Annotated in this window: 17 protein-coding genes; 2 read left to right on the top strand and 15 right to left on the bottom strand. The window is 71.2% G+C overall.

Translation table 11 applies throughout. The features are described 5' to 3' along the window. Positions 1-78: 78 nt before the first annotated feature. The 8 genes from AB0J46_RS01380 to rpmE all read right to left on the bottom strand — a co-directional run bounded on the left by AB0J46_RS01380 (position 79) and on the right by rpmE (position 8,418). Positions 79-1,368 (bottom strand): MraY family glycosyltransferase, encoded by a 1,290-nt coding sequence (locus AB0J46_RS01380; RefSeq protein WP_364324816.1) that lies wholly within the window; start codon positions 1,366-1,368, stop codon positions 79-81. A gap of 57 nt (positions 1,369-1,425) precedes the next feature. Then, entirely contained in the window at positions 1,426-2,691 is a 1,266-nt protein-coding gene (glyA, locus tag AB0J46_RS01385) for a serine hydroxymethyltransferase (RefSeq protein WP_364324819.1), read from the bottom strand. 191 nt (positions 2,692-2,882) lie between these two features. Further along, positions 2,883-3,257 carry a hypothetical protein gene (locus tag AB0J46_RS01390; RefSeq protein WP_352349993.1) on the bottom strand — a complete coding sequence of 125 codons (375 nt, stop codon included), beginning with the start codon at positions 3,255-3,257 and terminating at the stop codon, positions 2,883-2,885. Next, complete coding sequence (locus tag AB0J46_RS01395) at positions 3,257-5,464, bottom strand: hypothetical protein (RefSeq protein ID WP_364324822.1); 2,208 nt, start codon at positions 5,462-5,464, stop codon at positions 3,257-3,259. The genes AB0J46_RS01390 and AB0J46_RS01395 overlap by 1 nt, the downstream gene beginning before the upstream one ends. An 88-nt stretch (positions 5,465-5,552) precedes the next feature. Continuing rightward, positions 5,553-6,200, bottom strand: a complete 648-nt coding sequence (locus tag AB0J46_RS01400; protein ID WP_364324825.1) for an L-threonylcarbamoyladenylate synthase — start codon at positions 6,198-6,200, stop codon at positions 5,553-5,555. A 10-nt stretch (positions 6,201-6,210) separates the two neighbouring features. Beyond that, positions 6,211-7,065 (bottom strand): peptide chain release factor N(5)-glutamine methyltransferase, encoded by an 855-nt coding sequence (gene prmC, locus AB0J46_RS01405; RefSeq protein ID WP_352320399.1) that lies wholly within the window; start codon positions 7,063-7,065, stop codon positions 6,211-6,213. After that, positions 7,062-8,114 (bottom strand): peptide chain release factor 1, encoded by a 1,053-nt coding sequence (prfA, locus tag AB0J46_RS01410; RefSeq protein ID WP_364324828.1) that lies wholly within the window; start codon positions 8,112-8,114, stop codon positions 7,062-7,064. Before prfA ends, prmC begins: the two co-directional genes overlap by 4 nt. A gap of 85 nt (positions 8,115-8,199) precedes the next feature. Then, entirely contained in the window at positions 8,200-8,418 is a 219-nt protein-coding gene (gene rpmE, locus AB0J46_RS01415; protein ID WP_352320396.1) for a 50S ribosomal protein L31, read from the bottom strand. 220 nt (positions 8,419-8,638) lie between these two features. Here rpmE and AB0J46_RS01420 point away from each other — a divergent pair, with 220 nt between their 5' ends. Beyond that, positions 8,639-9,718 carry a hypothetical protein gene (locus AB0J46_RS01420; protein ID WP_364324831.1) on the top strand — a complete coding sequence of 360 codons (1,080 nt, stop codon included), beginning with the start codon at positions 8,639-8,641 and terminating at the stop codon, positions 9,716-9,718. Between the two features lie 40 nt (positions 9,719-9,758). On the opposite strand, the gene AB0J46_RS01425 is transcribed toward AB0J46_RS01420, so the two are convergent. From AB0J46_RS01425 to thrC, 5 genes are all read right to left on the bottom strand, one after another. Further along, positions 9,759-10,394, bottom strand: a complete 636-nt coding sequence (locus AB0J46_RS01425) for a response regulator transcription factor (RefSeq protein WP_352320392.1) — start codon at positions 10,392-10,394, stop codon at positions 9,759-9,761. Positions 10,395-10,404: 10 nt separating this feature from the next. Continuing rightward, positions 10,405-11,670, bottom strand: a complete 1,266-nt coding sequence (locus AB0J46_RS01430) for a sensor domain-containing protein (RefSeq protein ID WP_364324834.1) — start codon at positions 11,668-11,670, stop codon at positions 10,405-10,407. 142 nt (positions 11,671-11,812) lie between these two features. Further along, positions 11,813-13,831 carry a transcription termination factor Rho gene (gene rho / locus AB0J46_RS01435; RefSeq protein WP_364324837.1) on the bottom strand — a complete coding sequence of 673 codons (2,019 nt, stop codon included), beginning with the start codon at positions 13,829-13,831 and terminating at the stop codon, positions 11,813-11,815. 454 nt (positions 13,832-14,285) lie between these two features. Next, positions 14,286-15,191 carry a homoserine kinase gene (thrB, locus tag AB0J46_RS01440; RefSeq protein WP_364324840.1) on the bottom strand — a complete coding sequence of 302 codons (906 nt, stop codon included), beginning with the start codon at positions 15,189-15,191 and terminating at the stop codon, positions 14,286-14,288. Positions 15,192-15,235: 44 nt separating this feature from the next. After that, on the bottom strand, positions 15,236-16,294 hold the full coding sequence (gene thrC, locus AB0J46_RS01445; RefSeq protein ID WP_364324843.1) for a threonine synthase: 1,059 nt from the start codon (positions 16,292-16,294) through the stop codon (positions 15,236-15,238). Between the two features lie 236 nt (positions 16,295-16,530). Between thrC and AB0J46_RS01450 the strand changes: the two genes are divergently transcribed. Beyond that, positions 16,531-17,919 carry a glycosyltransferase gene (locus tag AB0J46_RS01450; RefSeq protein ID WP_364324846.1) on the top strand — a complete coding sequence of 463 codons (1,389 nt, stop codon included), beginning with the start codon at positions 16,531-16,533 and terminating at the stop codon, positions 17,917-17,919. A 49-nt stretch (positions 17,920-17,968) separates the two neighbouring features. Here AB0J46_RS01450 and AB0J46_RS01455 read toward each other — a convergent pair whose 3' ends face one another. Beyond that, complete coding sequence (locus tag AB0J46_RS01455) at positions 17,969-19,606, bottom strand: glycosyltransferase (RefSeq protein ID WP_364324849.1); 1,638 nt, start codon at positions 19,604-19,606, stop codon at positions 17,969-17,971. After that, positions 19,603-20,673, bottom strand: a complete 1,071-nt coding sequence (locus AB0J46_RS01460) for a family 2 glycosyl transferase (RefSeq protein WP_364324852.1) — start codon at positions 20,671-20,673, stop codon at positions 19,603-19,605. Before AB0J46_RS01460 ends, AB0J46_RS01455 begins: the two co-directional genes overlap by 4 nt.

A 20,673-nucleotide genomic window follows, 5' to 3' on the forward strand; every position in this document is an offset into this window, starting at 1 on the left:
GCGTCTGGAGGTCCCTGCTCGTGAAAGATATCACAAGCTCACGGAAGACCGCTTTTACCTGCCGTTTCTAGTTCCCGATCACGGACGGCTCGGAAATGCAGGAATGACCGGTTTGCTCTCGGCGCTCGCGCGTTCCTGCGCCGAGGGGCCGCCCTGCGGCGGCATCTGCCGCCTGACCTGGGTGTCCGGGCCGATCGGCGGCATCGGGCCGGTGGGCGGCCCGTCGTCGTCGGGCTGCTTGTCACGCGGGGCGGCGTGCGCGCCGCCCCTCCCCCGCCACCGGGGCGCCGCCATCAGGACGAGCACCGCCAGCGCCAGCACGATGACCACGACGAACAGCAGCACCGGCACGCCCTCGCGGGACATCGCCACCAGGCCGAAGGCGAACAGGAACGCCCACGCGTACATGATCAGCACCGAGCGGCGGTGCGAGTGGCCGATGTCCAGCAGCCGGTGGTGCAGGTGACCGCGGTCGGGCGCGAACGGCGACATGCCGTGGGACGTGCGCCGGACCACGGCGGTGATCAGGTCGATCAGCGGCAGGACCAGCACCGCCGCCGGCAGCATCAGCGGCAGCAGCACCGGGACCTTGTTCATGTCCTCGATGGCGGCCGGGTCGAGCGGTGTCACCGTGACGATCGAGGAGGCGAGCACCAGCCCGATCAGCATCGCCCCGGTGTCGCCCATGAAGATCTTGGCCGGATGGAAGTTGTGCGGCAGGAAACCCAGGCACGTGCCGATGAGGACGGCCGCGATGGCCGCCGTCGTGGTGATGTTCCCCACGCTCATGCTCTGGGCCAGCAGGATCGAGTACGCCCACGTGGCCATGGCGGCGATGCACACGATGCCGGCCGCGAGCCCGTCGAGCCCGTCGACGAAGTTCACGGCGTTGATGGTGACCACCACGATCATGATGGTGATGATCGTGCTCAGCGTGTAGTCGAGGCTGGTGGAGCCGCCCCAGTCCTTCGGCAGCGGGATGTAGAGCAGCCGCAGGTCGAAGTAGACCAGCACGCCCGCCGCCGCGATCTGCCCGCCGAGCTTGATGAAGGCGTCCATGCCCCACCAGTCGTCGAGGAAGCCGGTGAGCGTGATCAGGCCGCCGGCGACGATCAACGCGGTGACGGCTTTGCCGTCGTACTCCGACAGCGCCGCGCCCGTGTGTTTCAGCTGGCTGGCGACCAGCAGGCCGACCACCAGGCCGCCGTACATGGCCAGGCCGCCGAGTCTCGGCGTCGGCGTGGTGTGCACGTCGCGCTCGCGAACCTCGGGCATGGCGCCGATGCGGATGGCGAAGCGGCGCACCAGCGGGACCAGCAGATACGTCACCGCTGCCGAGATGAGCGCCATGAACAGGTATTCGCGCACGGACCTAGTTTCCCGGATGCTCCGGCCAGCTGTGACCGGAAACCGACACAGACCAGCTTAATATTCGCTGAGATATGGCTGATGGATGGCGAGAAGCGCCGCCACTCTTTCCCTGACCTCGGGTGCTACGGCCGGGTCGCGCACGGACATCGACAGCAGACTTCCCACCTCTTCCATCTCCCGCGGGCCCATGCCCTGCGTGGTCACGCACGCCGTGCCCACCCGGATCCCGGAGGTGACGGCCGCCGGCTCCGGATCGTAGGGGATGACGTTGCGGTTGAGCGTGATGCCGGCGGCCGCGCAGCGCCGTTCGGCCTCGGCGCCCGAGACGCCCAGCTCACGCAGGTCGATCAGGGTCAGGTGGGTGTCGGTGCCGCCGGTGACCGGACGCATGCCCGCCCCGTCCAGCGCGCCGGCGAGCGTGCGGGCGTTGGCGACGACGCGGCCCGCGTACTCGGCGAACTCCGGCCGCAGCGCCTCACCGAACGCCACCGCCTTGGCCGCCACCGCGTGCATCAGCGGCCCGCCCTGCACGAACGGGAACACCGCCCGGTCGATCTTGGCGGCCAGCTCCTCCGTGCACAGGATCGCGCCGCCGCGCGGCCCGCGCAGCACCTTGTGCGTGGTCATCGTCACGACGTCCGCGTACGGCACCGCCGACGGGATCACCCCGCCCGCCATCAGCCCGATCGGGTGCGCCACGTCGGCCAGCAACCACGCGCCCACCTCGTCGGCGATGCCGCGGAAGACCGAGAAGTCGATCAGCCTCGGGTACGCCGTCGCGCCGCACACGATGACCTTGGGCCGGCGTCGCAGCGCCAGGTCGCGCACCTCGTCGTAGTCGATGAGCTCGGTGTCGCGCCGCACGCCGTAGGAGGCGACGTCGAACCATCGTCCCGAGAAGTTCGCCTTCGAGCCGTGCGTGAGGTGGCCGCCGTGCGGGAGCGCCATGGCGAGCATGGTGTCGCCGGGCTGGAGCAGGGCGGCGTAGGCGGCCAGGTTGGCGCTCGCGCCGGAATGCGGCTGGACGTTGGCGTGCTCGGCCCCGAACAGCCTGCACGCCCGCTCCACGGCCAGCCGTTCGGCCCGGTCGACGACCTCGCAGCCGCCGTAGTAGCGCCTGCCGGGGTAGCCCTCGGCGTACTTGTTGGTGAGGGTGGAGCCCAGGGCGGCCATGACCGCGGGGGAGGTGAAGTTCTCGCCGGCGATCAGCTGGATGCCGGTGCGTTCGCGTTCGAGCTCGTCGAGCAGCACCTGCGCCAGCTCCGGATCCTGCCGCCGCAACCGCCCGAAGTCGGGCCCGTAGTACGGCTCCCCACCCATTTCTCCACTGTACGACCGCATGTCCGTTTTGCCCAGATAACCGCGCTGCGAGGGCAGTCGCTTGCGAGGGCATGGGGGCCGTGTCGGTCAGGAGCCATGAGCGCGTTCACCTGCGAAGGACGGAGTGCGGCGACCGCGAAGCTCCGAGAGCGCGAACCTCACGAACCGTGAAGCGCCGGGGAAGGCGGAGGTCAGGGGAAGGCGTGTGGTGCGCCGGTCTGGCTGGGGATCCACCTCGGGGTGTCGTCGGCCTGGTCGCTGATCGCGGTGAGCACGGCGTGACGGTAGAGAGCCAGCTTCGACCGCCATTCCCGGATGTCCTGCACATAACGATCGCCGACCGGCGCGTCCCACGTCTGCGGGCTCTTGGCCAGCGCGTACGCCTTGTCGAGGGCCGTGCTGAGCTTCTCCAGCATGGGCATGACGGTGTTCCAGGCGGTGACGAGACGTTCGTAGTCGGGGTTGAACTCGTAGGCCAGCGGCTGGTTGTCCAGCGGGCCCGCGGCGGTGACGGGTGGCATCTCGTCCCTGCTCCTGGGCCTGGGGGCGGGCGGGTCGACGTACATCACACGCTCCTTCCCGACGTCCCGGGATCGGCCTCACCCGATGGACCGTCCGGCCTGATGTCCCTGGGCGTCCAGTCACCCTCGCCGTACTCACCGGACGGAACCTCCACGGATGGCATGTCGAGCGGCTGAATGTCGCGGACGTCGTCGATCAAAGTCCTGATCGCCTCCGGCCCGGCCGCGGACACATCCACAGCCACAACCCCGTCCCCCTCACTCACCCACTTCCCACCGACACCCCCGCCATCCAAGCCCTGTGCCCCACCATCACCATGACTCCCGACCCCATGCCCCCCGCCGCCGTAAGCAGCCGCGCCATGCCGCCCTGTATCGCCAGCAGATGCGTCCCCTCCCGCCGATACGTCTCCTCCAGCAGATACGGCCGCCCCTCCCCCAGGCGCCGTAGGCGGAATCCGCACCCCAGCGGACCCGTCACCCCGCCCAGCCGCTCCACCATCCGCACCGGCCCGACCAGCGTCCGCCGCCCCCCCATGAGCCCGCCCGGCATCCGCCGCACCACCACCGGCCCCCACGCCGGCGCGCCCACCGTCGGAGTTGCCGCCGGCACCGCTGCCGGCGTCGCGGCTGCCGTTGGCGGTGTCCGCGTCAGTGCGGGTGCCGTTCGTGGCCTTGTCGTCGGCGCAGGCGGTGTCGTCAGGGCGGCCGGTGTCCGTGGTGCCGCCGTCGGAGCGGCCGGTGTCGCTGTTCGCGCCGCCGCTGGAGCCGTCGGCCCGGTCTGTGCCGGTGTCCGTGTGGCCATTTGCGCCGTCGGCCCGGCCGGTGTCGCCGATGGGCTGGGTGGCGGTGCCTGTGGTGGTGTCGGGGCGGGTCGGGGTGGAGGAGGTGCCGTCGGCGTGGGTGCCATGGGCGTGGCCCGCGTCCCCTGGGGTGCCCTGGTGGGCGCCTGTGTCCCCGGTGGTGCCGCGGTAGGCGTCTCCGGTGGTGCCGGAGTGGGTGGCCGCATCGCCTTGGGTGCCGTTGTGAGAGGTCGTGTCGCCTGCGGTGCCGAAGTGTGCGCCCGTGCCTTCTGACGTGCCGTAGGGGTGACCGGTGGCGTTTGCAGTGCCGTACGGGTGGCCGGTGGCAGTTGCGGTGCCGTACGGGTGGCCGGTGGCGGTTGTGGTGCCGGGGTGGTGGCCGGGGGTGCTGCCTGAGGTGGCCGTCGAGGGGTCCGTGCCGCCCTCTCCTGTCGGCACCGACAGCCCTTCGCCTCCGCCCGCCGTCGCCGCACCTCCGTCGGCGTGCACGGTCGGCATGTCGGCGGGCTGCACGTTGTCGACGTTCTTGAGCAGGGATTCCAGTTGTTCGGCCGTGGGCGGGTCGATGGGGACCTGGAGGACCTTCACGCCGTCGACCACCACGACCTGGGGCTTGTGCGGGTCGTCCGGCTGGTCCTTCGCCGGGACGTTGGCCGTGCCGGTGTCAGTTTCCGCTCCCCGGTCGCGTCTGCTGTCCTGGTCGGGTGCCTTGGGGTCGTCGGCGGCCGGGGTGTCGCCGGTGCTGCCGTCTGTGCGGTCACCGCTCCGATCACCGGTCCGGTCGTCGGTCCTGGTGTCGTTTCCGCTGGTCCCGGTGTCCTTGTCGGCGTCGTCGCACGCCTTCCCGTCACCGTCGGCCTTGGCACCGTCGTCGCCGGTCTTGCTGTCAGGGTCCTTCTGCGTCGGGGGGTCCGTCGGCTTGGGGTCGTGGTCCCTCGACGCAGGCGGGTCCGTCGGCTTGGGGTCGTGGTCCCTCGACGCAGGTGGGTCCGTTGGCTTGGGGTCGGGGGTTTTCGGGGGTGGGTCGGTGGGTTTCGGGTCGTGGTCCTTCGGGGTGGAGGGGTGGGTGGGCTTCGGGTCGGCGGGGTGAGCGGGGTCGGTGTGCTTGGGCGGGTCGTCGGCGCGGGGGTTGCCGTACTTGTCGTCGCGGCTGCCGGGCGACTCCTTGGGCTCGTCGGCCGTGCCGCCGCCGCCCGTCTTCGACGTGTCGCCCAGCTTCCCGTCGGCGCGCTTCTCCAGGACGGCCAGCCGCGCGTTGACGTCCTTGACCATGTGATCGGCGGAGTCGGCCACCTGGACCGGACGGTGGGTGCTCCGCGCGGACAGCCCGGCACGGCTCAGCACCGCCCTGACCTGGTCCTCGGCCGTGCGCAGCGCCGAGGACGCGTGCTTGACCTCGGCCAGCAGGTCACGGACCAGCTGCGGATCCATGCCGTCGAACTTGCCCATGGGCCACTCCCGGACGTGTCGCCGTTCCGGGACTCACGGTAATCGCGGCCGTGGCGTCGCCGCAGCCGGGATGCAAAGACGGTATACGTCAGTCGTCGGTGGCGACGTAGCCGATGATGCCGCGCAGCTTCTCGACGGGGATCGCGCCGCGGCGCAACATCCGGGGCACCGCCGTGGTGAGGTCGAGGATGGTCGAGGGCGTGTTGTCGGTGGTCTTGCCGCCGTCGAGGTAGACCGCGACCGAGTCGCCGAGCTGCTCCTCGGCCTCCTCCGCCGTCGTCGCCGCGGGGGCGCCGGAGCGGTTGGCGCTGGAGACGGCCATCGGGCCGGTCTCCTTGAGCAGGTCGAGGGCGACCGGGTGGAGCGGCATGCGGACGGCGACCGTGCCCTTGGTGTCGCCCAGGTCCCAGGAAAGGGCCCTGTTGGCCCTGCAGACCAGCGTGAGCGGCCCGGGCCAGAAGGCGTCGATGAGATCCTGCCCGTAGGGCCCGAGGTCGTCCACGAGCGCTGTGGCGGCTCGGACGGTGCCCACGAGCACGGGCGGCGGCATGTCGCGGCCGCGCCCCTTGGCGTCGAGCAGCGCGGTGACGGCCGGCGGCATGAACGCGTCGGCGCCGATGCCGTAGACGGTGTCGGTCGGCAGCACGACCAGCTCGCCGCGGCGCACGGCGGTGGCGGCCTCGATCAGGCCCTCGGCGCGCTGGTCGAGGTCGGAGCAGTCAAAGCGTCTTCCCACGGCGTGCATCCTAGTCCTGGCCGAGTCTGGCCGTGACGAAGCGGTCCCTTCGGGTGAGGTCCTGGCGCAGGCGGACGTCGCGCCAGCCGTTGTCCTCCGGGAAGGTCAGATAGACGGCCCTGCCCTGCTCGTCGGCGTGTTCGACGGCCACCCAGCCGCCGGGACGCAGCAGGCGGCGGGCGGTGCGTTCGACCGCGCGCACCTCGCCGAGGCCGTCGTCGCCAGAGCCGTAAAGGGCCCGGGAGGGGTCGTAGTCGCGGACCTCGGGGTCGCGCGGGATGGCGCCGGGCGGGATGTACGGCGGGTTGGAGATCACCAGGTCGACCTTGCCGTTGAGCTCGGGAAGGGCTTCGGCGAGGTCTTCCGGGTGCAGGTGCGTACGCCCCTGGCCCAGCTCGGAGATGTTGCGCTTGGCCCAGGTGTAGGCCGCGGGGTCGACCTCGACGGCGTGCACCTCGGCGAGCGCGACCTCCTGGGCGATCGACAGCGCGATGGCCCCCGAGCCGGTGCCGAGGTCGACGACGAGGGGCGCCGTCACGTCCATGGCGCGCAGGGTCTCGATCGCCCACCCGGCCATGACCTCGGTCTCCGGCCGCGGCACGAACACGCCGGGGCCGACCGCGAGCTCCAGGTAGCGGAAGTAGGCGTGGCCGGTGATGTGCTGCAGCGGCTCACGCGCCTCGCGCCGGGCGATGCCCTCCCAGAACAGCGCGTCGAAGTCGGAGTCCTTGACCGTGTGGAGCTCGCTCCTGCGCACGCCGTGGACGAACGCCGCGATCTCCTCCGCGTCGGTGCGCGGCGAAGGCACACCTGCCTCGGCGAGCCGGGCGGTGGCCAGAGCGATCTCGTCCAGCAGAAATGTCATGAGTGTTGTGCGAGCTTCTCCGCCATCTCGGCGTCGATGAGTGCCTGGGTGACGGCGTTGAGCTCGCCGTCGAGAACCTGGTCGAGGTTATACGCCTTGAAGCCTACGCGGTGGTCGGAAATCCGGTTCTCGGGAAAGTTGTACGTGCGGATGCGCTCGGAACGGTCGACCGTGCGGACCTGCGACTTGCGCTCGGCCTGCGCCGCGGCGTCGGCCTGCTCCTGGGCCACGGCCAGCAGGCGGGCACGCAGGATGCGCATCGCCGACTCCTTGTTCTGGAGCTGGCTCTTCTCGTTCTGGCAGGAGACGACCACGCCCGTGGGCAGGTGGGTGATGCGCACGGCCGAGTCGGTCGTGTTGACGCTCTGGCCACCGGGACCGCTGGAGCGGTAGACGTCGATGCGCAGGTCGTTGGGGTCGATCTGGACGTCGACCTCCTCCGCCTCCGGGTAGACCAGCACGCCCGCGGCACTGGTGTGGATGCGGCCCTGGGACTCGGTGACGGGCACCCGCTGCACGCGGTGGACGCCGCCCTCGAACTTGAGCCTGGACCACACGCCCTCGTCGCCCTTGGCCTTGATGCCGACCGTGACGTCCTTGTAGCCGCCGAGGTCGGAGGGCTGGGTGTCGATGATCTCGGTCTTCCAGCCGAGGCGCTCGGCGTAGCGCAGGTACATCCGCAGCAGGTCGCCGGCGAACAGCGCGGACTCCTCGCCGCCCTCGCCCGCCTTGATCTCCATGATGATGTCTTTGTCATCGTTGGGGTCGCGCGGGATGAGCAGGTGCTTGAGCTTCTCCTCAAGCTGAGGGATGCGCTCCTCGATCTCGGCCGCCTCGGCCGCGAACCCGTCGTCCTCACCGGCCAGTTCCTTGGCCGCCGTCAGGTCCTCGCGGGCCGTGTCGAGCTCCCGGTAGGTGCTGACGATCGGGGTGAGCTGGCTGTAGCGCCGGCCGAGTGTGCGGGCCTTGTTCTGGTCGGCGTGCACGGCGGGGTCGGCAAGCTGCAGCTCCAGCTCGGAATACTCCTTGAGCAACTCGTCGAGGTTCACCGTGGGTCCTTCAGTGGTTTGAATGCCGTTTCACCAACAACGCCGACCCGGCGCACGTGGTGCGGCCGGGTCGGCGTCGGTGAAGCTACTTGCCCGTGGCCTTCTTGCCGAAGCGCTTCTCGAAGCGAGCCACCCGGCCGCCGGTGTCGAGGATCTTCTGCTTGCCCGTGTAGAACGGGTGGCAGGCCGAGCACACGTCGGCGTGGATGACGCCGTTCTTCGCGGTGCTGCGGGTCGTGAACGTGTTGCCGCAGGAGCAGGAGACCTGCGTCACGTGGTAATCGGGGTGGATGTCGGGCTTCATGGCTGTCCTTTCGGGCTGCGGCCGCCGGGTCGCCTTCACGCGTGGCGTGAACCGGAACCGCAAAATGGTCAGCTACCAGTGTGCCAGATCGTGCAACCTGCCCAGGCCATGGGGCATTCCCGCGATCTTCATGACGCGGCCGCACGCGCCACACTAGGCTCCCTCGCACAAACCATCACTTTTCCCACAAATGGGACTTAGCCAAAGGATCACCCAACTGATGAAGAGAAGGGTGCGGCTGCTCCTCGCGGCCGCCACGGGGGCCGCCGTTCTCCTCGGAGGCGCCGGTCTCTCGGCCACCGGCGCGTCGGCCTCGGCGTACGCGCTGGCGGACGACTTCGCGGGCGACGCGTCGGCGAGCGCGTACGTCCCGCTGGAGAAGGACGTCGACGCCACCGTCACGCTCAAGCTCAAGAACCCGGACACCGTCACCGGCGTGACCGGGTCCATCGAGCCGCCCGGCAAGTCGGCCAAGACGGTGTCGTTCGACTTCACGCCGAGCACCTCCACCTCCACCTCCACCCCGACCGCCACCCCGTCGCCGGCTCCCGACAAGACGATCACCGGCAAGTGGACGATCACCAAGGACGACCCGGCGGGCGACTGGAAGCTCACCGTCAACGTCGCCCGCTCGGGCGGGGGAAGCAGCCCGAGCACCTTCACCGTCAAGGTCTCCGGCAAGCAGGGCATCTCCGGCGCGAACGTCACCCCCGACCCCGTCCAGCTCGTCAAGGGCAGGGACACCAAGGTCACGGTCGAGGCGTCGGTGAAGGACGCGGGCACGGTCTCGGCCAAGCTCGTCAGCGACACCACCAGCGAGTACTACGACCTCGGTGAGCTGGCCAAGGAGTCGGACAGCTACTACCGCGGCGTCACGTACTTCACCGACGACACCACCGAGGGCGCCTGGACCCTGGAGGTGTACGCCACCCGCAGCGGCCAGACGCTCAAGGGCGAGGCGTCGTTCTCGGTCGTCGCCCCGACCGGCGGCGCGTCCAAGAAGGCCAAGACCAGGGTGACGATCTCGGCCCCGAACAAGGTCACCAAGGGCCGGGCGTTCAAGGTCTACGGCAAGGTCTACCGCGGCACCAAGGCGTACAAGAACAAGATCGTCGAGGTGTACTTCAAGGCCAAGGGCACCAAGACGTACAAGTTCATGGGGTACGCCAAGGCGACCTCGACCGGCAAGTACAGCAAGACCTTCAAGGGCAAGAAGGACGGCTACTTCCAGGTCAAGGTGCCCGGCACGAGCAAGACGCGCACCTCCCTGTCGCCGCAGGAGTTCGTGGACGTGAGGTAGCGGGTACGGCCCGCATCCCCAACCCCGGGTGCAGGCCGTATCAGCGACCCAGATACGTCAGGACGGCGAGAACCCGCCGATGGTCCTCGGGCGCGGGCCCGAGGGCCAGCTTGGCGAAGATGCCGGACACGTGTTTCTCCACCGCCCCTTCGGTGACGACCAGCCTGGAGGCGATCGCGGTGTTGGAGCGGCCCTCGGCCATCAGGGCCAGGACCTCGCGCTCCCGGGGGGAGAGCAGGTCGAGCGGCGCGCCCCTGCGCCTGCGGCTGAGCAGTTGCACGACGACCTCCGGATCGATCACCGTGCCGCCCGCCGCGACCTCGCGCACCGCCTCCATGAACTCGGCCACGTCGGCCACCCGCTCCTTCAGCAGGTAGCCGACGGCCTTGCCGATCAGCTCGCCCGCGTAGCGCTCCTCGACGTACTGGGACAGGACCAGGATCGGGAAGTCGGGCCTGGCCTCGCGGACCCTCAGCGCCGCCTTCAGCCCTTCGTCGGTGTGGGTGGGCGGCATGCGCACGTCGACGATCGCCAGGTCGGGCTCGTGTTCGTGGACGGCGGCCACCAGCGCGGGCCCGTCGGAGACCGCCGCGACGGTCTCGAAACCGCCGTCGGCGAGCAACCGCGCCAGCCCCTCGCGCAACAGTACGGAATCCTCGGCGATGACCACGCGCATGTGCACATGCCTACCATTCGCAGGGCAGCTCCGCACGCACGATCGTCGGCCCCCCGACGGGGCTGTGCAGCACGAGCACGCCGTCGATGGTCGCCGCCCGGTCGGCCAGGCCCGACAGCCCGCCGTCCGGCGTGACGACGGCGCCGCCGATGCCGTTGTCCCACACGTCCACGACCACGCCGCGGTCGCCCTCGAACACCGCCACCGACGCCTCCGTCGCGCCCGAGTGCTTGGCGAGGTTGGTCAGGGCCTCGGCGACGATGAAGTACGCGATGCTCTCCACCGCGGCGGGCGGTCGTTCGGTCAGTTCGACGGAGACGTCCACGTGCACCGGGGCCCGCGCGGCCAGCCCCGACAGCGCCGCGTCGAGCCCGCGGTCGGTGAGGATGGCCGGGTGGATGCCGCGGGCCAGGTCGCGCAGCTCGGCGATGGCCGCCTTCGTGCCCGCGTGGGCCTGGACGATCAGCGCCCTGGCCTCCTCCGGCTCGGCGTCGAACTTGGCCTGCGCCCGTCCGAGGTCCACCGCCACCGACAGCAGCCGCTGCTGCGCGCCGTCGTGCAGGTCGCGCTCGATCCTGCGGCGTTCGGCCTCGGCGGCGTCGATCCCCCTGGCCCGGCTGGCCCGCAGCCGCTCCTCCTCGCTGCCGCCGAGCAGCACCGTGGCCAGGGTGCCGTGCAGCCAGGCGATGCCCCGTACGAGATAGGCCGTCACGACGAGCAGCACCACGCCGGCCGCGCCCGCGACCAGCACGCCCGCCCAGTCGTCGATGATCAGGCCGGTGCGCCCGTCGCTCAGGACGTACAGGACGCGGGCCAGGGGCGCGAGGAGCAGCGTCGCCGTCGCCGTCCACAGGGCCAGCGACAACGCGGACTCGACCAGGCCCAGCGGCAGGAGCATGAGGAGGTAGCCGAGGTCCTGCCAGGTGGCCTTGTCGCCCAGCAGCCAGGTGAGGTGCGCAAGCAGCCCGCCCTCGGGCCTGCTCCGGTACGGGTCGGCGATCCGCACCCCGAACGCCGCCCCCATCAGCCGCCGCTCCAGCATCGCCCCGCCGCGCCACATCAGCACGGTCGCCATCGTCAGCGGCAGCCCCACCCAGACGACCACCAGCGGCACCGCCACCGTCGTGGCCAGGGTCACCACGACGAACCAGGCCATCCCGAACCCCGCGCTGACCAGCAGGTACGGGGCCGCCCGCCAGGTCATCGGGTCAACCAGCACCCCTAACGGCCCCTTCGGCCCGAACGGCACCCTGTCCTTCAGCCTCACCGATCGCATGCCCCCAGCCTGCCCGGCGCCGCGGACGGGGTGAATGGAGCAGACGTCCGATCCACGGGTGGGGTTAACCCCACCCCGGCGCCCTGGCATGCGAAAGGGGCGGCGGGAGAACCTCCCCGCCGCCCCTCAAGGCGCGTGGCCGCTAGTCGCGGTCGTTGCTCACCGTGGTCTTCTGCACCTGCAGAAGGAACTCGGCGTTGGACTTGGTCTCCTTCATCTTCTCCAGGAGAAGCTCCAGAGCCTGCTGCATGTCCAGGGCGTGCAGCACCCGGCGGAGCTTCCAGACGATCTGCAGCTCCTCCTTGGCCATGAGGATCTCTTCCTTACGCGTGCCGGACGCGTCGACGTCGACCGCGGGGAAGATGCGCTTGTCGGCCAGGGAGCGGTTGAGCTTGAGCTCCATGTTGCCGGTGCCCTTGAACTCCTCGAAGATGACCTCGTCCATCTTGGACCCGGTCTCGACCAGGGCCGTGGCGAGGATCGTCAGCGAGCCGCCGTTCTCGATGTTGCGCGCGGCGCCGAAGAAGCGCTTCGGCGGGTAGAGCGCCGTGGAGTCGACACCACCCGACAGGATACGACCGGAGGCCGGGGCCGCCAGGTTGTAGGCGCGGCCGAGTCGCGTGATCGAGTCGAGCAGGACGACCACGTCGTGGCCCAGCTCCACCAGGCGCTTGGCGCGCTCGATGGCCAGCTCGGCGACCGTGGTATGGTCTTCGGCCGGACGGTCGAAGGTCGAGTGGATGACCTCGCCCTTGACCGACCGCTGCATGTCGGTGACCTCTTCCGGACGCTCGTCCACGAGGACGACCATCAGGTGGCACTCGGGGTTGTTGCGGGTGATCGCGTTGGCGATCGCCTGCAGCACCATCGTCTTGCCGGCCTTGGGCGGCGAGACGATCAGACCGCGCTGGCCCTTGCCGATCGGCGAGACCAGGTCGATGATCCGCGTGGTGAGGATGTTGTGCTCGGTCTCCAGGCGCAGGCGCTCCTGCGGGTAGAGCGGCGTCAGCTTGTTGAAGTCGGGCCGGTTGCGGGCCTGCTCCGGGTCCATGCCGTTGACGGTGTCGAGGCGGACCAGGGCGTTGAACTTCTCGCGGCGCTCGCCGTCGCGCGGCTGGCGCACCGCGCCGGTGATGACGTCGCCCTTGCGCAGGCCGTTGCGGCGAATCTGGGCCAGCGAGACGTAGACGTCGTTGCTGCCCGGCAGGTAGCCGCTGGTCCTGACGAACGCGTAGTTGTCGAGGATGTCGAGGATGCCGGCGATCGGGATGAGCACGTCGTCGTCGCCGATGACGGGCTCGGTGCTGTCGAAGCGGTCACGGCCACGGCCGCGGTTGCGCTCCCTGAAGCGGCCCCTGCGGCCACGCCCGCGGTCGTCGTCGTCGCCGCCACCACGCTGGTCACCGCGCTGGTCGCCGCGCTGGTCGCCACGCTGCTCGCCGCCACGCTGGTCACCGCGCTGCTCGCCACGCTGGTCACTGCGCTGCTCGCCGCGCTGGTCGCCCCTGCCGCCGGCGTCCGTGGCGCGCTGGTCGCCGCGGCTGCCCTCGGCACGGCCGCCCTCACCGCGGTCGGCACGGTCGCCACGCTCACCGCGGTCGCTGCGCTCACCGCGCTCGCCGCGGTCGCCACGCTCACGGCGCTCGCCGCGGCTGCGCCGCTCGCGACGGCTCTCGCGCTCGCCCCGCGTGTCGGCCTGACCGGCGTCCACGACCTGGGCCTGCTGCTCGACGGCCGGCTCGGCCGGCGCGGCCACGAGCTCGGGGGCCGCGGCCACCGGCTCGGCGGCCTGCGGTGCCGCCTCGTCGGCGGGCTTGGTGCGGGAACGTTCCCTGCGCGTACGGGTGGGCCGCTCGGCCACGGGAGGCGCGGCCTCCGTCAGGACGGGCGCCGCCTCAACCGCGGCTGCCGCCGGAGCGCCATCTCCGGAGGCGCCACCCTGCTTCTCCTGGATGGCCGCGATGAGCTGGCTCTTCCGCATGCGCCCGGTGCCGCTGATGCCCAGCTCAGCGGCCATCTTCTGCAGCTCGGGCAGCACCTTGGCGGACAGGCCGGTGCCGGAGCGACGCGCACGAGGCTTGGCCGCGGCGCGGATGGGGGTGTCGCCGGACGCGGGCTGAGAGCCTGGTGCGTCGGAGAGGAGTTCGGTGGTGTCGCTCAACTAAAAGGTCCTTCCCAGGGGTCGGGCGCCGGTTTTGTTCTGCCGGGCGTCCCGGAGGTGCTTGCGACCCGGCGGGACAGACCGGGTCGGGGTGCACGTTGCGATCTTCGGCTGTCGCGGACGGCCGCCACTCTTGGGGAGGGGTTCGTCCAGGCCGCCACAGGACCGTGGCGCGTGGCTGACACCCCCCAGATTGCTGTCGCCAACCAGATGTCGATGTGCGTCGAACGCGCAGGTCCCCGTCGTCGCCGCCTCACGTTGGGCCAACCGGGTGTGGGCCAACCGGAGGCAACGGATTCCGGGGAGACAGCCGCGCTGCTCACGCCTCGCGACGTGAAGCATGATGCAGCGATGTATGGCTGACAAGCACGCACCCACCAAGGGGGCATCTGGTGCGGCTATCAGCCTAACATCACCAGCGCACACGGCTATTCCCTGAAGGTCTAAAGAGGCATCAGCGTGTCTCGGGGAACTGAACGTTCGCACCAACCGGGTCGACGTCCATTTGCTGGATGTGCCAGTCATTACCCACTTCTGGCGCGATCAAATCCTGCGTATCCGGTGACGAAAACGCAAGAACCGTGGGACCCGCCCCCGAAACGACCGCGGGCACGCCGACTGCACGCAGACGTTCTACCAGACGCGCGCTCTCCGGCATGGCAGGCGCGCGATAGGGCTGGTGGAGACGGTCTTCGGTGGCGGCGAGCAGCAGCTCTGGTTCCGGCCGCGAGGTCAGCGCGGCGATCAGCAACGCGGCCCTGCCGGCGTTGAAGGAGGCGTCCTTGTGGGGCACGTCCTTCGGCAACAACCCCCGAGCGGTCTCCGTGGCCAGCCGCGTCGTAGGAATGACGACGACCGGACGGACCCTCTCGTCGGGGGCCAGCTTCACCATACGCGCTGCTCCCGCGTGGTCGGTCCAGGCCACCGTCAGGCCCCCGGCCAGGCACGGAGCGACGTTGTCGGGGTGGCCCTCCATCTCGGTGGCCAGCGCGAAGACCTCGTCGTCGGACAGGCCGCCGTCGCTCAGCGCGCGGGCGGCCAGGATGCCGGCGCAGACGGCGGCCGAGGACGAGCCCAGGCCGCGGGCGTGCGGGATGCGGTTGACGCAGCGCAGGGCGATGCCCGCGGGCTGCGGCGTCCCCATGCGGGCGTACGCCTCGCGCATCGCCCGGACGACGAGGTGTCCCTCGCCGAGGTCGACCTCGCCCGCGCCTTCGCCCGCCACGCTCACGCGCACGCCGGGCTCGGCGGTGAGCGTGGCCTCCACGTCGTCGTAGAGGGTGAGCGCCAGGCCGAGCGCGTCGAAGCCCGGCCCCAGGTTGGCCGACGTGGCCGGCACGCGGATTCGCACCGTCGTCATCGATTCACCGTTCCCTCGTCGTTCGCTCACTCCCCGTGCGCCTTTCAGGCGAGGTTGAGCGCCGCGGCGGCAGCATGCACGTCGATGGGGATGACCACCGGGGCGGGCGCGCCCGAGATGGCCCAGTCGGGGTCCTTCAGGCCGTTGCCGGTGACGGTGCAGACGATGCGCTGCCCGGCCTCCACGAGCCCCTGCGCGTGTGCCTGGAGCAGCCCCGCGACGCTCGCCGCCGAGGCCAGCTCCACGAACACGCCCTCCTCCTGGGCCAGCAGCTTGTACGCCGCCGCGATCTGCCGGTCGGTCACCGCCTGGATGACGCCGCCGGACTCGTCGCGGGCCGCGGTGGCCAGGTTCCAGGACGCCGGGTTGCCGATGCGGATGGCGGTGGCGATCGTGTGGGGATGGGTCACCGGGGCGCCCTCGACGATCGGCGCGGCGCCGCTGGCCTGGAAGCCGAACATGCGCGGACGCTTCGTCGAGACGCCGTCGTCGGCGTACTCCTGGTAGCCCATCCAGTAGGCCGAGATGTTGCCCGCGTTGCCCACCGGGATGCAGTGGATGTCGGGGGCGTCGCCGAGCGTGTCGACGATCTCGAACGCCGCCGTCTTCTGGCCCTGCAGCCGGAACGGGTTGACCGAGTTGACCAGCGCGATCGGGTAGCTGGAGGACAGCTTGCGGGTCATCTCCAGGCAGTCGTCGAACGACCCCTCGACCTGCAGCAGCGTGGCCCCGTGGACGAGCGCCTGCGCCAGCTTGCCCATCGCGATCTTGCCCTTCGGCACCAGCACGGCGCAGGTCAGCCCCGCGCGTACGGCGTAGGCCGCCGCGGAGGCCGAGGTGTTGCCGGTGGAGGCGCAGATGACCGCCTTGGCGCCCTCTTCGACCGCCTTGCTGATGGCCATGGTCATGCCACGGTCCTTGAAGCTGCCGGTCGGGTTCGCCCCCTCGACCTTGAGATAGACCTCGCATCCCGTCAGCGCCGACACGCGGTGCGCCGGGACGAGCGGGGTGCCGCCTTCGAGGAGCGTGACGACGGGCGTCTTCGTGGTGACCGGAAGACGCTCTCGGTACTCCTCGATGAGGCCACGCCACGACCTGCCCATGATGACTCCCTACCTGCGGTGTTGGCCACCGAGTGTACGGGGTGCGCGGCGCGGGCGCGGAGCCGAGTCCATTGAGTGGACAGGTCGTTGGACAGCGCCACTATTCAGGAAATTCTCAGCATCTCCCGATAAGGTCTCGGCAGGGGGTCACCATGAACGCGCGTCCTGCTTTGAGGCAGAACGACTATTCACCAGTAGTGCCGCCGGAGCTCGGGGCCTGGTCGCCGGAGTTGTCCGTGAGCGTGGTGATACCGGCGCACGGCGGGCAGGACAAACTCGACCTGACGCTGGCCGCGCTGGCCGCGCAGACGTACCCGGGCCATCTCATGGAGATCCTGGTCGTCGACGACGGAAGCGCGCCGCCCGTCCGGCTGCCGGAGATCCGGCCGGTCAACGCCAGGATCGTCCCGGTACGCGACGGCTGGGGCATCTCCAACGCGGTCAACACCGGCGCCAAGGCCGCCGACGGGGAGATCATCCAGCGGCTCGACGCCGACATGGTCGCCTGCCGCGAGCACATCGAGGCCCTGGCCCGCTGGCACCACGTGACCGACTACCTGGTCACGATCGGGATGAAGAAGTTCGTCGAGGCGCCGCCGGTCACCGCGCGGCAGGTCTTCCGCGCCGAGCGCCTGGACGAGGTGTTCGACCTGGCCGGGGCCGTGTCGAGCTCGACCGAGGCGACCATCGACAAGACCGACGGGCTGCGCGGCAGCCGCAACCCGTACCACGTGTGCACCGGGCCGACCTTCGCCCTCCCCCGCGAGGTCTTCGACGCCGTGGGCGGGCTCGACCCGACCGTGGTGCGCGGCGAGGACACCGAGTTCTCCTACCGGCTGGCCATGCACGGCGTGGTGTTCGTGCCCGACCGGGCCGCCCAGGCGGTGCACCTCGGGCTGCCGGCGCAGCACCGCGACCGGGAGCGGGCCGTGCGGGCGGTGGAGCCGTACCTGGCGCACCGGATCCCGCTCCGCCGGGACCTGCGCAAGGACCGGGGGCGGCGGTGGCTGGTGCCGTACGTGGAGATCGTGCTGGACGTCACCGACACCTCCGAGTCGGTGGTGCGGCGGGCGGTGACGGCGGCCCTGGACGGCAAGCTCCAGGACGTCGTGCTGACGCTGGTGGGCCCGTGGTCACGGCTCGACGACGGGCGGCGCGCGGTGTTGTCGGACCCGTGCTTCGAGCTGCGGCTCATGCGCGACCTGTGCGCGCACGACGAACGCATCCGGCTCATCGACGAGGCCGCCCCCACGCCCGCGCCCACGCCGTTCCGCTACCGGGGGCCGGTGGACGTGCCGCTGCACCGGGCGACGCTGGAGCGCATGGTCGAGTCGGTGCAGAAGGACCTGACCGGGGTGCTCGTCGTCGACCTGCCCGACGGGCGCACGGCCCGGCTTGAACGCACCTCGGCGCTGGGCCGGGCGCTGCTGCTCGCCGGTCCAGGCGCCGATCTCGACGAGGTCATCGACACCACGCACGGCGTGCGTCACGAGCCGCCGGACCGCTACTGGCCCGCGCCGCCGCAGCCGGAGCCGGTCACCATCCCCGCGACGGTCGCGGTCCCGGCCGAGTCCGCCGAGAACACCCTGTTCAGGCGGCTGAAGTCGGCCCTGCGCCCGAACTGACCGCCGCCCGCGGGACGCGGTCGGCCGCGCAGGCGGCCCAGCGCTCGTCTCATCGCAGGCGACGGCCCAGCGCGCGTTTCATCGTGGCCGACAGCAGGGTGCGCAGGCTCTGCTGGGCGCGGTTCGCGGCGGCGAGCTGGCGGCGCAGGGTGCTCACGTCGCGCCGCAGCTCGACGGCCGTCCTGCGCCACCGGGTGGCCTCGTCCCGCCACTTGGTCACCTGGGCGCGCAGGCGGTCGGCCTCCGCCGCCAGCCGCTCTGCCTCGGCCCGGGCCTCCAGCCGCGCCCGGTACGCCCCGCGCCGCCCGATCAGCGGCGCCGCCTCCGTGGTGAACCCGTAGGTCTCGCCCTCGACCCAGGACACGCCGGACACGGCGTCCACCACGTCGTCGAGGTCGCCGGGCTCACCGCCGGCCACCATGCGGGCCCTGGCGAAGGCCGAGCGGCGTTCCAGGCGGGCCGCCACGACACCCTGCGACGACTCCCGCAGCAGCACGGCGACCAGGCCGAGGCCCTCGTCGCGGGCCAGGTCGAGCAGGCGGGCGAGGGTGTCCTCGCCGGGGATCCAGCCGGGCGGCAGGCGCAGCACGAAGGGCGTGGCCGGGTCCAGCTCCTCGGCCGTGGCCAGGCGCACCCGTCCTTCGTGCTGGTAGTGGCCGTGGACCAGGGCCAGGTCGAGGCCGGGGTCCTTGAGCGGGGAGCGGCGCTCGCGGCCCACCTCGTCCCAGGGGCCGAGCAGGAGCACCGACAGGTCGGGAACGGTCCCGGCGAGCAGGGCGTCCACGGTGGCGCGCACGCTGTCGTAGCCGGCCGTGCCGTCCACGACGGCGGTGACGTACGGGATCTTCCACTGGCGGGACGGATGGGAGCGCAACCACCGGTACGCCGGGATGCGGTCGGCCACGAACGCGTGACTCACCCGGTCGATGGACTCCTTGTCGCGCATGCGCATGGTCGGGCCGAGATGGTAGGCGCGGGCGCGCGGCTCGGGCACGAACACCGCGCCCGCCTGGCCCAGCCGGTAGCCCATCTCGGTGTCCTGGCCGAGGATCAGCTCGTCGTCCATGGGGCCGGCGGCCTCGATCAGGCGGGCCCCGACCGAGGTCGCGCCGCCGACGTGCAGGCTGAAGGGACGCTGGGGGTTGGCGGTGAGGCCGTCGGTGCGTTCGACGAGGTCGACGATCCAGGCGTGCGGCTCGGCCGGCTCGAAGTGCTCCTCCAGGTCGGCGGGGAGCTCGGCGGGCAGCTCCGCGCCGGTGAACCTGATGTAGCCGGTCACCACCAGGTAGGGGGCCGTGTGGTGCCAGCGCATGTGGGCCTCGATCGCGCCCGGGGTGAGGACGACGTCGGAGTCGAGCCAGTGGATCACGTCGCCGGTGGCCTCGGCCAGCCCGGCGTTGCGGGCGTTCGCGCGGCCGGGCTGGTCGCAGACGATCAGCCGGGCGCCCTCGGGACGGACGTCGGGCAGCCGCAGGGGCGGCACGCTGCCGTTGTCCACGACGATGACCTCGGTGAGCGCGGCCGGGTAGGTCTGGCGGGCGAGGCCGGCCAGCACCAGGTCCAGCTTGTCCTGGCCGCCGTAGGCCGGGATGATCACGCTGACCGTGAGCGACGGGGTGAGATCCTCGGCGGGCCGCAGCACGCGGTAGTCGTTGCCGCGCACCGGCGGCTTCTGGCCGTTGTTCATGCGGTTTCCATCAGCAGGCTCGGCCGGAAGCCGTGCCATTGGTTCGTGGCGATTCTGACGAAATGGGCGAGGGGCAGCTGCCAGGTGTGCTCCTCGGTGAACCCCCTGCGCAGGACGTAGCCGAGGCCGTGCGTGCGATAGACGCGCGCGCCGATCTTTTGCGCCGCTTTCACGAACTCCAGATCGACCGCACGCGGGAGAGCGGGAAATCCTCCAATTTCCCGAAATTTCGCGCTTTGGAGCAAAATGGTGCCTCCAGCTACGTGATCCGCCCAAACCTCGCTAGGGTACGCCGCTCCGCTCGCGAACGTCGTCCGCCGGATCGTGGCGCGCAGCGGCTCCAGGTAGAAGAACTCGGCCGTCGTGCCCACCACGTCGGCCCCCGCGTACGAGCGGGCCATGAGGAGGTCGGACAGGTGGCCGGGGCCGTACCAGTCGTCGTCGTCCCACTTGGCGAGATAGTCGCCCGAGGCCAGGGCGGCGGCCCGGTTCAGCACCTCGCCGAACGGCACCGTCCGGGCCGCCTCGACCCACCTGACGGGCAGCGAGCACGCCTCGACGGCCGCGCGCACCTGCTCGAAGGCCACCCCGTGCAACCCGAGCAGGACCTCGGCCTCGACGCCCCGCTGCCGCTCCATCTGCGCCAGCGCCGCGCCGACCAGGGCGGGCCGCTTGGTCGACATGACGATGCTGACCGTCGCGCGGGCGGGCCGGTGGACCAGGCGCCGCAGCCGTACGCTGTGCTCCTCCCGCCGCAGGTCGGCCAGGCAGCGCGCGGTGCCGTCGGCGGGCTCGGCGAGCCAGTCGCGGTCGGTGAGCAGCGTGGCCAGGTCGCCCGGCACCCACGCGGGAGCGTCCTGGGCGGTCAGCGGGATCCCGGCGCCGGCCAGCTCCGTCAGGCCGTCGAGCGGCACCGGCGCGGCGGGCCAGTCGATCTCCAGTCCGCGCCGGGAGCGCAGCGCGGGCACGTCGGGCGGCCCGCCGTCCGCCTGCCATCCGTCCGCCCAGTGCAGCCGGGCGAACCCCTTGCCCGGCGTACGCGTGAAGCCGCAGGGGGTGACGGACAT

This window comes from Nonomuraea sp. NPDC049758, assembly GCF_040674635.1.
Classification (GTDB): domain Bacteria; phylum Actinomycetota; class Actinomycetes; order Streptosporangiales; family Streptosporangiaceae; genus Nonomuraea.

Bases quoted from the DNA above. Each gene is read 5' to 3' on its own strand.
- AB0J46_RS01425 (WP_352320392.1), bottom strand. From the start codon at position 10,394: ATGCGCGTGGTCATCGCCGAGGATTCCGTACTGTTGCGCGAGGGGCTG.
- AB0J46_RS01460 (WP_364324852.1), bottom strand. From the start codon at position 20,673: ATGTCCGTCACCCCCTGCGGCTTCACGCGTACGCCGGGCAAGGGGTTC.
- glyA (WP_364324819.1), bottom strand. From the start codon at position 2,691: ATGGGTGGGGAGCCGTACTACGGGCCCGACTTCGGGCGGTTGCGGCGG.
- prmC (WP_352320399.1), bottom strand. From the start codon at position 7,065: ATGACATTTCTGCTGGACGAGATCGCTCTGGCCACCGCCCGGCTCGCC.
- AB0J46_RS01455 (WP_364324849.1), bottom strand. From the start codon at position 19,606: ATGAACAACGGCCAGAAGCCGCCGGTGCGCGGCAACGACTACCGCGTG.
- thrB (WP_364324840.1), bottom strand. From the start codon at position 15,191: ATGACGACGGTGCGAATCCGCGTGCCGGCCACGTCGGCCAACCTGGGG.
- AB0J46_RS01430 (WP_364324834.1), bottom strand. From the start codon at position 11,670: ATGCGATCGGTGAGGCTGAAGGACAGGGTGCCGTTCGGGCCGAAGGGG.
- thrC (WP_364324843.1), bottom strand. From the start codon at position 16,294: ATGGGCAGGTCGTGGCGTGGCCTCATCGAGGAGTACCGAGAGCGTCTT.
- AB0J46_RS01420 (WP_364324831.1), top strand. From the start codon at position 8,639: ATGAAGAGAAGGGTGCGGCTGCTCCTCGCGGCCGCCACGGGGGCCGCC.
- rpmE (WP_352320396.1), bottom strand. From the start codon at position 8,418: ATGAAGCCCGACATCCACCCCGATTACCACGTGACGCAGGTCTCCTGC.
- AB0J46_RS01395 (WP_364324822.1), bottom strand. From the start codon at position 5,464: ATGGGCAAGTTCGACGGCATGGATCCGCAGCTGGTCCGTGACCTGCTG.
- AB0J46_RS01390 (WP_352349993.1), bottom strand. From the start codon at position 3,257: ATGTACGTCGACCCGCCCGCCCCCAGGCCCAGGAGCAGGGACGAGATG.